Origin of the sequence: Escherichia sp. E4930 (assembly GCF_005845405.1) — a bacterium.
Classification (GTDB): Bacteria; Pseudomonadota; Gammaproteobacteria; order Enterobacterales; family Enterobacteriaceae; genus Escherichia.
This window is the reverse complement of the sequence record NZ_VCDZ01000002.1, coordinates 242,266-256,960: the sequence shown is the minus strand read 5'-3', so window position 1 is coordinate 256,960 and position 14,695 is coordinate 242,266. Positions and strand designations below refer to the sequence as shown.

Here is a 14,695-nt window from a genome sequence, read left to right as displayed (position 1 = left end):
TTAATCCTCTCGGGCAAAAAGTGCCTCTATAAAGTCGTCCGCTTTAAACGGACGCAAATCCTCAATACGTTCGCCGACACCAATATAGCGGATAGGAATACCAAACTGGTCAGCCACCGAGAAAATTACCCCGCCTTTCGCCGTGCCGTCCAGTTTCGTTAACGTGATGCCGGTTAAGCCAACCGCTTCGTGGAACAGTTTGGCCTGGCTTACCGCATTCTGCCCGGTGCTGGCGTCGATAGTCAGCATAACTTCATGCGGGGCTTCAACGTCGAGTTTCTTCATCACGCGGACGATTTTCTTCAGCTCTTCCATCAGGTGCGATTTGTTCTGCAGACGTCCGGCGGTATCGGCAATCAGAACGTCAACATTACGCGCCTTCGCAGCCTGAATGGCGTCGAAGATAACAGAGGCGGAATCTGCACCGGTATGCTGGGCAATCACCGGGATATTGTTGCGCTGACCCCAGACCTGAAGCTGCTCAACCGCTGCCGCACGGAAAGTATCGCCCGCCGCCAGCATCACCGATTTACCCTGCTGCTCAAACTGACGCGCCAGCTTACCAATCGTCGTGGTTTTACCCACACCGTTGACGCCCACCATCAGGATCACAAACGGCGCTTTGCCTTCGACGTTCAGTGGTTCATCGACTTTCGCCAGAATCTCGCCCATCTCTTCTTTCAGCAGGCCATAGAGCGCCTCGGCGTCACGAAGCTGCTTGCGGGATGCGCCTTCCGTCAGATTGGTGATGATTTTACGCGTGGTTTCCACACCCACATCGGCGATCAAAAGCTGCTCTTCCAGCTCTTCAAACAGATCATCGTCGATTTTTTTACCGCGGAACAGGCTGATAAATCCGGAACCGAGATTTTCTTTGGTTTTTAACAGACTGCGTTTCAGGCGCGCGAAGAAACCTTCTTTGGTCGGTTTTTCTTGCTCCTGGGCAATTTCTTCCACCGGCTGCTCTTCTTCTGCCGGAGGAACCACCATCACCGCCTCTTCTGCCGCTTCGGCAGCCAGCGCCTGTGCTTCCAGCTCTTCGTCGGTGATTTCTTCTTTAGCCGCTTCTTCTTGCGCCGCTTCGACAATCTCCACGGTTTCCGCTTCTGCCTGCCATTCTTCTGGCGAAACTTCTTCGGCGTTGACGTCTTCCGGCAATGGCAGCTCTTCACGTTCAATAACCACTGGCTCCGGCGTGACTTCAGGTTCAACTACCGGTGCTGGCGATTCTTCCACTACGGGTTCTGGCTGCGCACTGACTTCCGCTTCGATAACAGCTTCAGGCTGCACTTTCTCGCTTTCGACAACCTGTTCAGTCACTTCCACCACTTCGGCAGCAAAAGTTTCCGCCTCGGCTTCAGTATGGGCCTGCGGCAACTCCTCAACAGGTTGTTCAGCAACCTTCGCAGGCTCTTGCGCCTGGACTGTTTCTTCTACAACCGATTGATCATTTTGGACTTCTGTCTCTTTTTCCGGGGTCTGCTCTTTTTGACCAAAGCCCAGCCAGGAAAAAAAGCCACGTTTTTTTTTCTTTCGCCATCTGCGACTACACTCCTCGCTGTTGCTTCATGGCACAGCGTTAACGCTATGTACATAGCAGCTAAAAAAATGATGAAATAGTCTATCACTTAACTGAATACACATCACCGCCTGCAATTATGTGTTATCTGGCGGATTGAGCAATTTATCATGAAAAAACCGAATCATTCCGGTAGCGGCCAAATCCGCATTATTGGCGGGCAGTGGCGAGGCCGTAAACTCCCGGTTCCGGACAGCCCAGGCCTGCGCCCCACCACCGATCGCGTGCGCGAAACGTTATTTAACTGGCTGGCTCCGGTTATCGTCGATGCGCAATGTCTGGATTGCTTCGCCGGTAGCGGCGCGCTGGGGCTGGAAGCCTTGTCTCGCTACGCTGCGGGCGCCACGCTGATTGAGATGGATCGTGCGGTGCATCAGCAATTAATCAAGAATCTGGCAACCCTGAAAGCAGATAATGCGCGGGTGGTTAACAGCAATGCAATGTCATTCCTGGCGCAAAAAGGCACACCGCATAATATCGTGTTTGTCGATCCGCCATTCCGCCGAGGCTTGTTGGAAGAAACCATTAATTTACTGGAAGACAACGGCTGGCTGGCTGACGAAGCCTGGATATATGTCGAGAGTGAAGTCGAAAACGGTCTGCCTACTGTTCCGGCAAACTGGTCGTTATATCGGGAAAAAGTGGCGGGGCAGGTGGCTTATCGGTTGTATCAGCGTGAAACACAAGGAGAAAGTGATGCTGATTAATATTGGACGTTTGTTAATGCTTTGCGTATGGGGATTTTTAATCCTCAATCTTGTTCAGCCATTTCCGCGACCGCTGAATATTTTCGTTAACGTGGCGCTGATTTTTACCGTGCTGATGCATGGTATGCAGCTGGCGCTATTGAAATCCACTTTGCCGAAGGATGGTCCGCAGCTAAGCAGTGCCGAAAAGGTGCGTATTTTCCTTTTCGGCGTGTTTGAACTGCTGGCCTGGCAGAAGAAATTTAAAGTTAAAAAATAACCTTATTGTTCGCCAACAAAGCTGACAAAACGCGTGCCTTTATAGCTCAGCGTACCTTTATCGCCCACTGTCAGGGCGTGGTACTGCTGGGCGTCGAGGCGGAACGTCTGCTCCAGTCCACCGCTTTGCGGTTTGAAGCTTGCCTCATAGCGCATACTGGTGCCAGCCGGAGTCACTTCCTGCTGGCGCGAACGGCGATCGTTAATTGGTTTTTCCCGCTTGCTACTCACCACCACCAGCTTTTGCTGGAGCGGTGCCATATCATTATCAACTTTTTCCCGCCGCTGCTGCATAAAGCGAAACGATGCAGCGACAACAATTAAGCCAATGATAACAATAAAGAAAAGAGGTGGTTTACTCATCTTTGTACCTTATCGGAAAATGCGGAAATAAGCATACCCTGCCCGTTATGGTGTTGTCATCTGTCCGCCCTCGCCACTAAACTGAATAGCAAGACTGTAGGCATTCCGCTTACTAAATAATAACGAATTCAAGGAACTAAGATGCTTTGGTCGTTTATCGCTGTCTGTCTTTCCGCATGGCTATCTGTGGATGCCTCCTATCGTGGTTCAACCTGGCAACGCTGGGTGTTTAAACCGTTAACTCTTCTTCTCCTGCTATTACTGGCCTGGCAAGCGCCGATGTTCGACGCCATTAGCTATCTGGTACTGGCGGGGCTATGTGCGTCACTGCTGGGCGATGCGCTAACGCTATTACCACGTCAGCGTCTGATGTACGCCATTGGCGCATTTTTCCTCTCTCACCTGCTGTACACCATCTATTTCGCCAGCCAGATGACGCTCTCTTTCTTCTGGCCATTGCCGCTGGTGCTGCTGGTACTGGGCGCGCTGTTGCTGGCCATTATCTGGACACGCCTGGAAGAGTTACGTTGGCCCATTTGTACCTTTGTCGGTATGACGCTGGTGATGGTGTGGCTGGCAGGTGAAGTGTGGTTCTTCCGTCCGACCGCTCCGGCGCTCTCTGCGTTTGTCGGCGCTTCGTTACTGTTTATCAGCAACTTTGTCTGGCTGGGTAGCCACTATCGCCGCCGCTTCCGGGCCGATAACGCCATTGCTGCTGCCTGCTACTTTGCCGGTCACTTCCTCATCGTCCGCTCGCTGTATCTCTGATAAAACTTGACTCTGGAGTCGACTCCAGAGTGTATCCTTCGGTTAATGAGAAAAAACTTAACCGGAGGATGCCATGTCGACTCCTGACAATCTCGGCAAGAAAGCCCCCCAATTTGCTGCGTTCAAACCGCTAACACCGGTAAAGAACGCCAACGACTGTTGCTGCGACGGCGCATGTTCCAGTACGCCAACACTCTCCGAAAACGTCTCCGGCAACCGCTATAGCTGGAAAGTCAGCGGCATGGACTGTGCCGCCTGTGCGCGCAAGGTAGAAAATGCCGTGCGCCAGCTTGCAGGCGTGAATCAGGTGCAGGTGTTGTTCGCCACCGAGAAGCTGGTGGTTGATGCCGACAATGACATCCGCGCACAAGTTGAATCTGCGGTGCAAAAAGCAGGCTATTCCCTGCGCGATGAACAGGCCACCGACGAACCACAAGAATCACGCCTGAAAGAGAATCTGCCGCTGATTACGCTTATCGTGATGATGGCAATCAGTTGGGGACTGGAGCAGTTCAATCATCCGTTTGGTCAACTGGCGTTTATCGCGACCACGCTGGTTGGGTTGTACCCAATTGCTCGTCAGGCATTACGGCTGATCAAATCCGGCAGTTACTTTGCTATTGAAACGTTAATGAGCGTAGCCGCCATTGGTGCGCTGTTTATTGGCGCAACGGCTGAAGCTGCGATGGTGTTGCTGCTGTTTTTGATTGGCGAACGACTGGAAGGCTGGGCCGCCAGCCGCGCACGTCAAGGGGTCAGCGCGTTAATGGCGCTGAAACCAGAAACCGCCACGCGCCTGCGTAACGGTGAGCGGGAAGAGGTGGCAATAAACAGCCTGCGCCCTGGCGATGTGATTGAAGTTGCGGCAGGTGGGCGTTTGCCTGCCGACGGTAAACTGCTCTCACCGTTTGCCAGTTTTGATGAAAGCGCCCTGACCGGCGAATCCATTCCGGTGGAGCGCGCGACAGGCGATAAAGTTCCTGCAGGCGCCACCAGCGTAGACCGTCTGGTGACGCTGGAAGTGCTGTCAGAACCGGGTGCCAGCGCCATTGACCGGATTCTGAAACTTATTGAAGAAGCCGAAGAGCGTCGCGCACCCATTGAGCGGTTTATCGATCGTTTCAGCCGTATCTATACGCCCGCGATTATGGCCGTCGCTCTGCTGGTGACGCTGGTGCCACCACTGCTGTTTGCCGCCAGCTGGCAGGAGTGGATTTATAAAGGGCTGACTCTGCTACTGATTGGTTGCCCGTGTGCGTTAGTTATCTCCACGCCCGCGGCGATTACCTCCGGGCTGGCGGCGGCGGCACGTCGTGGGGCATTGATTAAAGGTGGCGCGGCACTGGAACAGCTAGGTCGCGTTACCCAGGTGGCGTTTGATAAAACCGGTACGCTGACCGTCGGTAAACCGCGCGTTACCGCGATTCATCCGGCAACGGGTATTAGCGAATCTGAACTGCTGACACTGGCGGCGGCGGTCGAGCAAGGCGCAACGCATCCACTTGCGCAAGCCATAGTTCGTGAAGCGCAGGTCGCTACACTCGCCATTCCCGCCGCCGAGTCACAGCGGGCGCTGGTCGGGTCCGGCATTGAAGCGCAGGTTAACGGTGAGCGCGTATTGATTTGCGCTGCCGGAAAACATCCTGCTGATGCATTTGCTGGTTTGATTAATGAACTGGAAAGCGCCGGGCAAACGGTAGTGCTGGTGGTACGTAACGATGACGTACTTGGTGTCATTGCATTGCAGGACACCCTGCGCGCCGATGCCGCAACTGCTATCAATGAACTGAACGCGCTGGGCGTCAAAGGGGTGATCCTTACTGGCGATAATCCACGCGCAGCGGCGGCAATCGCCGGGGAACTGGGGCTGGAATTTAAAGCGGGCCTATTGCCGGAAGATAAAGTCAAAGCGGTGACCGAGCTGAATCAACATGCGCCGCTGGCGATGGTCGGCGACGGTATTAACGACGCGCCAGCGATGAAAGCTGCCGCCATCGGGATTGCAATGGGCAGTGGCACAGACGTGGCGCTGGAAACCGCAGATGCGGCATTAACCCATAACCACCTGCGCGGCCTGGTGCAAATGATTGAACTGGCGCGCGCCACTCACGCCAATATCCGCCAGAACATCACCATTGCATTGGGGCTGAAAGGCGTTTTCCTCGTCACCACACTGTTAGGGATGACCGGCCTGTGGCTGGCGGTGCTGGCAGATACGGGGGCGACGGTGCTGGTAACGGCGAATGCGTTAAGGTTGTTGCGCAGGAGATAAAGGTGTTGCCTGATAGCCTCTGGCTATCAGGCTTAGTGCTGAGGCGGGAACGGCGGCATGGTCAGGAAAGCGTAATATAGCGCTAACATCAGAATGACGGAGATAACACTGAATGCAGCAACCAGGCGGGATGCTAATGATGGCCTTTTGAACATCAGCCACAGGGCATAAGCAAGCCCGACACCGCTAAGTAAAGGTAAAAAAATCATTAACCAGAGCCAACCACAGGCAAGTACCCCCAGCCATCCCCCCATGATGATAAAAACAGGCATCAGCCAATTGGGGGCGAACATCGCCAGCAATCCCAGCAATCCCAGACAAACTGGAATTAAATAATCCATTTGTGCATTCCATTACACTTGCGTGCCGGATGCGGCGTGAACGCCTTATCTGGCCTACACAGAGCATCGAACTCGTAGGCATGATAAGACGCGGCAGCGTCGCATCAGGCATTGTGCACCGTATCGCAGATGCAGCTTGAACGCTTTATCCGTCCTACCAAACCAGTTGCAAGCCGCAACATTGAGCGCGATCGGTCCCCTCGCCCCTCTGGGGAGAGGGTTAGGTGGTGAGGAAAAGGCGGCATCGAAGCCAATCAGCCCCTATCAACCGCCTTTACGAATCAAATAACGATAAGGCAGTCCATCCGTCTCTTTAGCAACCAGTTCGTGTTCCATAAAGGTACAAAACCCAGGAATATCTCGGGTCGTGGCTGGATCATCGGCAATAATCAGTAACGTTTCGCCAGGCTGCATATTGCGCACGGTTTTGCGCACCATCATCACCGGTTCCGGGCAGCGCAGGCCAAGCGCGTCGAGTGTGTGGTCAGGGCTGGAAAAGAGATCGGTCATTTTCTTCTCATCACATAAAAAAACGGCGCTAGTTTACGCTCTGTATGTCCGTTAGCAAACCAGGTTAACGATTGCGTGAAAATTAGCCATTGCATTGTCAACGTAAAGCAGTATCATGCGGCGGCTCGAAAAAAGGGTAAGAACGTTATTTAATCAAGGTAAAATAGCGTGTCGTACGTATTGGGTTCCCTCACCCCAATGGTTAATCAAAAAGGTAAAATATGAACGTTTCAACACAACCACTGCGCTACAAAGCGTTGTTCTGGTTATCGTTATTTCATCTGCTGGTGATCACCTCCAGTAACTATCTGGTTCAGCTTCCCGTCTCCATTTTTGGTTTTCATACCACCTGGGGCGCGTTTAGCTTTCCGTTTATTTTTCTTGCTACCGACCTGACCGTGCGTATTTTTGGCGCACCGCTGGCCCGTCGTATCATCTTTGCGGTGATGATCCCGGCGTTATTGATCTCCTATGTCATCTCGTCGCTGTTCTATATGGGTTCATGGCAGGGATTCGGTGCTCTCGCCCACTTCAACCTGTTTGTCGCTCGTATCGCTACCGCCAGCTTTATGGCCTACGCGCTGGGGCAGATCCTCGACGTGCATGTCTTTAACCGCCTGCGTCAGAATCGCCGCTGGTGGCTGGCACCGACGGCGTCCACACTGTTCGGTAACGTCAGTGACACACTGGCCTTCTTCTTCATTGCTTTCTGGCGGAGTCCGGATGCCTTTATGGCCGAACACTGGATGGAAATCGCGCTGGTTGATTACTGTTTCAAAGTGTTAATCAGCATCGTTTTTTTCCTGCCAATGTATGGCGTATTACTCAATATGCTATTGAAAAGACTGGCAGATAAATCCGAAATCAACGCTTTGCAGGCCAGTTAAAGGTTCGTTATCAGACTTGTGATAAGATGGATGAATGAGCCGTTATGGCCGTTTATCGAAAGGAAGATGTCAATGCGCAATCTGGTTAAATATGTCGGAATTGGCCTGCTGGTTATGGGGCTTGCGGCCTGTGATGATAAAGACACTAACACTACAGCGGAAGGTACAGTCGCGGAAAGTAACGCTACCGCGAATCCCGTCAACCTGCTTGATGGCAAGTTAAGCTTCTCGCTGCCAGCGGATATGACCGACCAGAGCGGTAAGCTGGGAACACAGGCCAATAACATGCACGTCTGGTCCGACGCCACCGGGCAGAAAGCGGTGATTGTTATTATGGGCGATGATCCGAAAGAAGACCTGGCTGTGCTGGCGAAGCGTCTGGAAGATCAGCAACGTAGCCGCGATCCACAGCTGCAAGTGGTGACCAACAAAGCCATTGAGCTGAAAGGTCACAAAATGCAGCAGTTAGACAGCGTTATCTCTGCTAAAGGCCAGACGGCGTACTCTTCCGTCATTCTGGGTAACGTGGGCAACCAACTGCTGACAATGCAAATCACACTGCCTGCTGACGATCAGCAAAAAGCGCAGACCACCGCAGAAAACATCATTAACACGCTGGTTATTCAGTAAGTTTTAAGATGACGAAACGGCCTCAGGTGCTTCCACCGGAGGCCGTTTTTTTAATCGCCACGTCAGCAATAACGCGATTGCGACCAGCCCCGCCGCCGCCAGATAAATCACCGGGACGCCCGCCCAACTCATCACCAGCCCTGCCAGTGGTCCGGTCACGCCAAGCGATAAATCCATAAATACGGTGTAGGTTGCCAGCGCCGCCCCCTGATTCTGCTGCGGCACCGCTTTGACCGCCACTACGCCCAATGCCGGGAACACCAGCGAAAAGCCCGCCCCCGCCAGTAAGACGCCGATTTTCGCCATCCACGGCATAGTCGCCACGCCAACCAGCAGCAGGCCGATTATCTCAACGCTAAAACAGAGCATCGCCACGTTTAAGCCACCCATGCGGTTTATGCCGTTAGGGAATAACAATCGCGTTCCAACAAACGCACAGCTAAACAACGTCAGCGCGAAGGCCGCACCGTCCCAGCCTTTAGCGTCATAAAACAGCGTGATAAAGGTGGCGATAACGCCAAACCCGGCGGAAGCCAACGCCAGCGCCATACCGTACAGCCAGACGCGCCCAAGCACCGCGCGAAACGGCAGAGGTTTGCCTTTACTGGCTTTCACCGTCGGACGCGGTATTGCCAACAAAATAGCCACCAGCGCCACGCCCATAATGATTAATGCTAACGCCTGCAAACCGCCCCAGTGATAAAACACCACACCTAACGGCGCGCCCATCGCCATCGCTCCGTAAGTGACAATGCCATTCCACGAAATCACTCGTCCGATATGCAGCGAACCGACCACGCCAACGCCCCACAGTGTCGACCCCGTTCCGGCAAAACTTTGCCCAATCCCAAGAATCACGCGCCCCAGGCAAAGTAATAACAGACTGATAATTGGCAGACTGGCGGTTAACCCAGCCACCAGATAACCCAACCCGCTCAAAAAGCAGCCGCACAAACCGAAGACGACAATCTTTTTTGGCCCCAGCAAATCAGCATAACGCCCGGCATGAGGACGACTCAGCAACGTGGCGAAATATTGCAGACTGATAACCAACCCCGCCCAGAAGGCGCTAAAGCCCATCACATCATGGACATAGCCCGGTAGCACGGCGAGCGGTAACCCAATGGTCAGATAGCTGGCGAAGTTAAACATGACAATGGAGACAATGCGCAAATTCAGGCGCATTCCGTTAAGCGCCGGTTCGGCAACAGGTACGGGCATGAGAAGCACCACATTTTTACAACAGTGTTTCATTTTTACCACGTGGTGGCGTGTAAATCAGCAAGAAGAATCAGAATATTGCTGGCGTGACTCCCGCTACACTTAATACAAAAAGTCATAAGGAAGCCCCAATGGAAACATCTCAACCCGATAAAACGGGCATGCACATTCTACTCAAGCTGGCTTCACTGGTAGTAATCCTCGCAGGTATTCACGCAGCGGCAGACATCATTGTGCAATTGTTACTGGCGCTGTTTTTCGCCATCGTCCTCAATCCACTGGTGACCTGGTTTATTCGTCGCGGAGTTCAGCGTCCCGTTGCCATTACGATTGTAGTCGTAGTGATGTTGATTGCGCTTACTGCGCTGGTCGGTGTGCTGGCCGCATCGTTTAACGAATTCATCTCTATGCTGCCGAAATTTAATAAGGAGCTGACGCGCAAGCTTTTTAAATTGCAGGAGATGCTGCCTTTTCTTAATTTGCATATGTCACCGGAACGAATGTTGCAGCGGATGGATTCAGAAAAAGTGGTTACCTTCACCACCGCTTTAATGACCGGGCTTTCCGGGGCAATGGCGAGCGTACTTCTGCTGGTGATGACCGTTGTTTTTATGCTGTTTGAAGTACGCCACGTCCCTTACAAAATGCGCTTTGCGTTGAATAACCCACAGATTCACATCGCCGGATTACACCGCGCATTAAAAGGCGTTTCGCATTATCTGGCATTAAAAACGCTGCTAAGTTTATGGACGGGCGTTATCGTCTGGCTGGGGTTGGCGCTGATGGGCGTGCAGTTTGCGCTGATGTGGGCGGTACTGGCGTTTTTACTCAACTACGTCCCCAATATCGGCGCGGTAATTTCCGCCGTACCGCCAATGATTCAGGTGCTGCTGTTTAATGGTGTTTACGAATGTATTCTGGTCGGCGCATTGTTTTTAGTTGTCCATATGGTCATCGGCAATATTTTAGAACCACGGATGATGGGCCATCGTCTGGGGATGTCCACCATGGTGGTATTTCTTTCGTTGTTGGTTTGGGGATGGCTGCTCGGTCCGGTAGGAATGCTACTCTCGGTGCCATTAACCAGCGTCTGTAAAATCTGGATGGAAACCACGAAAGGCGGTAGCAAATTGGCGATTTTACTGGGACCGGGAAGGCCGAAAAGTCGGTTACCAGGTTAATAGCGCATCCTGATCAGGCAATGGCTGCTGTTTATCTAACGGTGGCCATTTGATTTGAGGAAATGATGAAATATTATTCAGAAAATTAATTTATAAAAACCACTCCTTAAGTCAAATATATATAAACACCGAATAATCATTAAATTCCCATCCCAGAGAACGCACTGATTATATTGTGTTATTTTTATTGCCTCATTTTTCTCACTCACTTATAGTTGGTCCCCGCTGGCAGTAATTTAGTCATCTCAAAATGATTTGTTCTGATGTGCACTTACTGACTTATCTCATAAGTAAATTTTTCGCTAAATAAAGAATAGTGATACCAGCAATTACAGTTAAATCCTGCTTTACTCGTAAAAACAATACTTTAATGGGGTTATAATGAAACACTACATGAAATGGTTTGCTGCTATTGCTGTTGTGGGCGCTTTAGCGGGTTGTGCGCGTACTGCGCCAATTGATCAAGTTCACTCAACCGTCAGCGCCGGTCATACTCAGGATCAAGTTAAAAAAGCGATTCTGAAAGCTGGCGTTGAACGCAAATGGATTATGTCCGAAGCCGGACAAGGCGTAATTAAAGCACGTCAACAATCACGCGATCATTCAGCAGAAATTCGCATTAACTACACGGCATCCAGCTACGATATCAATTATGAAAATAGTCAGAACCTGCAAGCATCAGGCGGACAAATTCATAAAAACTATAATCGCTGGGTCCGCAATCTCGACAAAGATATTCAACTGAATTTGTCGGCTGGCGCAGATTTGTAATTTCCCCTAAAGTCGGGCCGCTTCGGTCCGATAATAATTTAATTCCCTCTTAACAGGTTGTGCCCAACATGTACGAACAGGATTCTCTTAGCGCACTGGATGCGATTACCGAAGCTCAACGCATTGCCTTTGCCCCCATGCTTTTTCAAACAGCTCTCTGCCTGCGTAATGCGGGTGTACTTTCTTATCTGGATCGGCAAGGCAAACATGGCGCAACGCTGGCTGATATCACCGAAAATAGTCATATCAACGAATATGCTGCCAGCGTTCTGTTAGATATGGGCTTAAGCGGGCGAATTATTACCTGCAAAGAGGGAATTTATTACCTGGCGAAAATCGGTCATTACCTCCTGCATGACACCATGACGCGCGTGAATATGGATTTCACCCAGGATGTCTGTTATCAGGGGCTATTCTTCCTCGCCGATTCACTCAATGAAGGCAAACCTTCCGGGTTAAAAGTATTTGGCGACTGGCCGACGATATATCCGGCACTTTCACAATTACCGGATGCCGCCCGTGAAAGCTGGTTCGCGTTTGATCATTACTATTCAGATGGCGCATTTAACGCCGCACTGCCTTATGTATTCGCCAACAACCCCACAACCTTGTACGATGTAGGCGGCAATACCGGTAAGTGGGCTTTGCGCTGCTGTAAATACAACGAAAATATCACCGTTACGTTATTAGATCTGCCACAACAAATCGTGCTCGCCAAAGAAAATATCGCGAATGCAGGCTTTTCTGATCGTATAGATTTCCATGCTGTGGATATGCTAAGCGATGCGCCGTTACCGGGCGAGGCTGATATCTGGTGGATGAGTCAATTTTTAGACTGTTTTTCACCCGAACAAATAATTAGCATACTCAGCAAAGTTGCCAGCGTAATGAAGCCCGGCGCAAAACTTTGCATTATGGAGTTGTTCTGGGATGCGCAGCGGTTTGAAGCGGCATCGTTTAGCCTGAATGCCTCCTCACTTTATTTCACCTGCATGGCAAACGGTAACAGCCGTTTCTATAGCGCAGAGAAATTTTACGACTATCTGAATAAAGCAGGATTTCAGGTAGCAGAGCGCCACGATAATTTAGGCGTTGGGCATACATTATTGATATGCCAAAAGAAATAATCGTCACTTAATAATTTTGGTTTACCGCGGGCGCGCGTTGATGAAATTTACATTAAATATTACCGACTGGAAGGCACTGGCGCCTGGACTTAGCGAAGCCCAGCAATGGCAAGCATGGTCGCGCCAGCCGTGGGCGGTTGACCCTGCTGCACCGTTGGCAAAATTATGCGAATTGCCAATGATGACCGCCCGCCGTCTCAGTTCTGGCAGCAAACTGGCCGTGGAGTGCGGTCTGGCAATGCTACGTCGCCATCAGCCAGGCGCCGTTTTGTATACCAGTCGTCATGGCGAACTGGAACGCAATTACCGCATTGTTCATGCACTGGCAACCGAACAGGCACTCTCTCCGACAGACTTCGCGCTCTCCGTACACAACTCTTCCGTGGGTAACCTGACCATTGCGGCCAAACAACCGATCGTTTCGTCATCGCTTTCGGCTGGTCGCGACAGTTTCCAGCAAGGTTTATGTGAAGTGCTTAGCCTGTTACAAGCGGGATACCAGCGCGTGTTGATGGTCGATTTTGATGGCTTTCTGCCTGAGTTCTATCACCCACAACTGCCAGCAGAAATGCCGACCTGGCCGTACGCCGTCGCGCTGGTGATTGAAGCTGGCGATGACTGGCAATGTGAAACACAGCCAGTCATTGCGGGCAATGAAACATCACTGCCGCAAAGCATGTTGTTTTTACAGCACTTTTTACAAAACGTTGATAAATTTTCACTGCCTGGCGAGCGCGTGCAATGGCGCTGGAGCCGCAGATGAGTAAGCTGATGTCGCGCCTGGAGTGGACATGGCGACTGGTTATGACCGGGTTGTGTTTTGCCCTGTTTGGCCTCGGCGGACTACTGCTCTCTGTAGTGTGGTTTAACGTATTGTTGGTTTTGGTGTGGGATACTTCCCGCCGCCGTCGTTTGGCGCGTCGCAACATTGCCGCCAGTTTTCGCCTGTTTTTAACAGTCGCAAAAGGGCTTGGCGTGCTGGATTATCGGATTAATGGGGCTGAAATCTTACGTCAGGAACGCGGTTGCCTCGTCGTAGCCAATCATCCCACACTGATCGATTACGTACTACTGGCGTCAGTCATGCCAGAAACTGACTGCCTGGTAAAAAGCGCGCTGTTAAAAAATCCTTTTCTTGGCGGCGTCGTGCGGGCGGCAGATTATTTAATCAACAGCGAAGCTGAAACCCTGTTACCCCGCTGCCAACAGAGACTGGCACAGGGTGACACTATCCTGATTTTCCCCGAAGGCACGCGAACGAAGCCCGGTGAAAAAATGACGTTGCAGCGCGGGGCGGCGAATATTGCCGTGCGCTGCGCCAGCGATTTACGCATCGTGACGATCGGCTGTAGCGAGCATCTGCTGGATAAACAAAGTAAATGGTATGACGTTCCGCCTGCCAGGCCGTTTTTTACGGTTGAAGTCCGTGGGCGGGTAGAAATCAATAAATTTTACGATGCAACTTCACAAGAACCGGCGCTGGCAGCAAGGCAGCTAAACCGGCATCTTTTGCTTCAATTACAACAAGGTTGTTTACCTCTCTCAGGAATAAATAATGCAAGCGCTTTATCTGGAAATTAAAAACCTCATCATCAGCACCCTCAATCTGGACGAGTTGACTCCTGATGATATCGATACCGATGCGCCGCTGTTCGGCGACGGTTTAGGGCTGGATTCCATCGATGCCCTGGAACTGGGGCTGGCAGTGAAAAATGAATATGGCGTTGTACTTTCTGCGGAAAGTGAAGAGATGCGTCAGCACTTTTTCTCCGTCGCCACTCTGGCCTCTTTCATTGCTGCGCAACGTGCCTGAGGAAAGCCATCATGACAGAACAACAAACCGTCTATCAGGAAGTCTCTGCCCTGCTGGTTAAGCTGTTTGAAATCGATCCGCAGGACATCAAACCTGAAGCGCGCCTGTACGAAGATCTGGAACTGGACAGCATCGACGCCGTTGACATGATTGTGCACCTGCAAAAGAAAACCGGTAAGAAAATCAAGCCGGAAGAGTTTAAAGCAGTGCGTACAGTCCAGGATGTCGTAGAGGCCGTAGAACGCCTGCTACAAGAAGCCTGATCTG

At 51.5% G+C, this 14,695-nt stretch carries 18 protein-coding genes; 13 read left to right on the top strand and 5 right to left on the bottom strand.

Going from position 1 to position 14,695, the window contains the following annotated elements; genetic code table 11:
* Nucleotides 1-1,503 carry a signal recognition particle-docking protein FtsY gene (ftsY, locus tag FFT88_RS02355; protein WP_135405471.1) on the bottom strand — a complete coding sequence of 501 codons (1,503 nt, stop codon included), beginning with the start codon at nt 1,501-1,503 and terminating at the stop codon, nt 1-3.
* A 186-nt stretch (nt 1,504-1,689) separates the two neighbouring features.
* Here ftsY and rsmD point away from each other — a divergent pair, with 186 nt between their 5' ends.
* Nucleotides 1,690-2,286, top strand: coding sequence for a 16S rRNA (guanine(966)-N(2))-methyltransferase (gene rsmD / locus FFT88_RS02350; RefSeq protein WP_130209084.1), 597 nt, complete (start codon nt 1,690-1,692; stop codon nt 2,284-2,286).
* Nucleotides 2,276-2,545, top strand: a complete 270-nt coding sequence (locus FFT88_RS02345) for a DUF1145 family protein (protein ID WP_130217750.1) — start codon at nt 2,276-2,278, stop codon at nt 2,543-2,545. Before rsmD ends, FFT88_RS02345 begins: the two co-directional genes overlap by 11 nt.
* A gap of 2 nt (nt 2,546-2,547) precedes the next feature.
* On the opposite strand, the gene FFT88_RS02340 is transcribed toward FFT88_RS02345, so the two are convergent.
* A complete protein-coding gene (locus tag FFT88_RS02340; protein ID WP_135405470.1) occupies nt 2,548-2,907 on the bottom strand; it encodes a DUF2500 domain-containing protein in 360 nt (119 codons plus the stop codon).
* A gap of 141 nt (nt 2,908-3,048) precedes the next feature.
* On the opposite strand from FFT88_RS02340, the gene FFT88_RS02335 reads away from it, so the two are divergent.
* Both FFT88_RS02335 and zntA read left to right on the top strand, forming a co-directional pair.
* Nucleotides 3,049-3,675, top strand: a complete 627-nt coding sequence (locus FFT88_RS02335) for a lysoplasmalogenase (protein WP_135405469.1) — start codon at nt 3,049-3,051, stop codon at nt 3,673-3,675.
* 73 nt (nt 3,676-3,748) lie between these two features.
* Nucleotides 3,749-5,947: a Zn(II)/Cd(II)/Pb(II) translocating P-type ATPase ZntA gene (zntA, locus tag FFT88_RS02330; RefSeq protein ID WP_135405468.1), complete on the top strand. Its 2,199-nt coding sequence runs from the start codon at nt 3,749-3,751 to the stop codon at nt 5,945-5,947.
* Nucleotides 5,948-5,979: 32 nt separating this feature from the next.
* On the opposite strand, the gene FFT88_RS02325 is transcribed toward zntA, so the two are convergent.
* Both FFT88_RS02325 and tusA read right to left on the bottom strand, forming a co-directional pair.
* The gene (locus tag FFT88_RS02325) at nt 5,980-6,288 is read right to left on the bottom strand and encodes a hypothetical protein (protein WP_135405467.1); all 309 of its coding nucleotides are present in this window, start codon (nt 6,286-6,288) and stop codon (nt 5,980-5,982) included.
* 264 nt (nt 6,289-6,552) lie between these two features.
* The gene (tusA, locus tag FFT88_RS02320) at nt 6,553-6,798 is read right to left on the bottom strand and encodes a sulfurtransferase TusA (RefSeq protein ID WP_000130621.1); all 246 of its coding nucleotides are present in this window, start codon (nt 6,796-6,798) and stop codon (nt 6,553-6,555) included.
* Nucleotides 6,799-7,019: 221 nt separating this feature from the next.
* Between tusA and FFT88_RS02315 the strand changes: the two genes are divergently transcribed.
* Both FFT88_RS02315 and dcrB read left to right on the top strand, forming a co-directional pair.
* Entirely contained in the window at nt 7,020-7,685 is a 666-nt protein-coding gene (locus tag FFT88_RS02315; protein ID WP_130258731.1) for a 7-cyano-7-deazaguanine/7-aminomethyl-7-deazaguanine transporter, read from the top strand.
* A 72-nt stretch (nt 7,686-7,757) separates the two neighbouring features.
* Entirely contained in the window at nt 7,758-8,315 is a 558-nt protein-coding gene (dcrB, locus tag FFT88_RS02310) for a phage sensitivity protein DcrB (protein ID WP_130221346.1), read from the top strand.
* A 3-nt stretch (nt 8,316-8,318) separates the two neighbouring features.
* Here dcrB and FFT88_RS02305 read toward each other — a convergent pair whose 3' ends face one another.
* Entirely contained in the window at nt 8,319-9,569 is a 1,251-nt protein-coding gene (locus tag FFT88_RS02305; protein ID WP_135405466.1) for an MFS transporter, read from the bottom strand.
* Nucleotides 9,570-9,667: 98 nt separating this feature from the next.
* On the opposite strand from FFT88_RS02305, the gene FFT88_RS02300 reads away from it, so the two are divergent.
* The 7 genes from FFT88_RS02300 to FFT88_RS02270 all read left to right on the top strand — a co-directional run bounded on the left by FFT88_RS02300 (nt 9,668) and on the right by FFT88_RS02270 (nt 14,691).
* Complete coding sequence (locus tag FFT88_RS02300; RefSeq protein ID WP_130209100.1) at nt 9,668-10,717, top strand: AI-2E family transporter; 1,050 nt, start codon at nt 9,668-9,670, stop codon at nt 10,715-10,717.
* A gap of 393 nt (nt 10,718-11,110) precedes the next feature.
* Nucleotides 11,111-11,488 (top strand): hypothetical protein, encoded by a 378-nt coding sequence (locus FFT88_RS02295; RefSeq protein ID WP_130209208.1) that lies wholly within the window; start codon nt 11,111-11,113, stop codon nt 11,486-11,488.
* Nucleotides 11,489-11,556: 68 nt separating this feature from the next.
* Nucleotides 11,557-12,615 (top strand): methyltransferase, encoded by a 1,059-nt coding sequence (locus FFT88_RS02290; RefSeq protein ID WP_130235625.1) that lies wholly within the window; start codon nt 11,557-11,559, stop codon nt 12,613-12,615.
* A 40-nt stretch (nt 12,616-12,655) separates the two neighbouring features.
* Nucleotides 12,656-13,378: a beta-ketoacyl synthase chain length factor gene (locus FFT88_RS02285; protein ID WP_130217766.1), complete on the top strand. Its 723-nt coding sequence runs from the start codon at nt 12,656-12,658 to the stop codon at nt 13,376-13,378.
* Nucleotides 13,375-14,196 carry a lysophospholipid acyltransferase family protein gene (locus tag FFT88_RS02280; protein WP_135405465.1) on the top strand — a complete coding sequence of 274 codons (822 nt, stop codon included), beginning with the start codon at nt 13,375-13,377 and terminating at the stop codon, nt 14,194-14,196. The genes FFT88_RS02285 and FFT88_RS02280 overlap by 4 nt, the downstream gene beginning before the upstream one ends.
* Nucleotides 14,171-14,428, top strand: a complete 258-nt coding sequence (locus FFT88_RS02275; protein WP_047643688.1) for a phosphopantetheine-binding protein — start codon at nt 14,171-14,173, stop codon at nt 14,426-14,428. The genes FFT88_RS02280 and FFT88_RS02275 overlap by 26 nt, the downstream gene beginning before the upstream one ends.
* An 11-nt stretch (nt 14,429-14,439) precedes the next feature.
* A complete protein-coding gene (locus FFT88_RS02270) occupies nt 14,440-14,691 on the top strand; it encodes an acyl carrier protein (RefSeq protein WP_000139646.1) in 252 nt (83 codons plus the stop codon).
* The last annotated feature ends 4 nt before the right edge of the window (nt 14,692-14,695 follow it).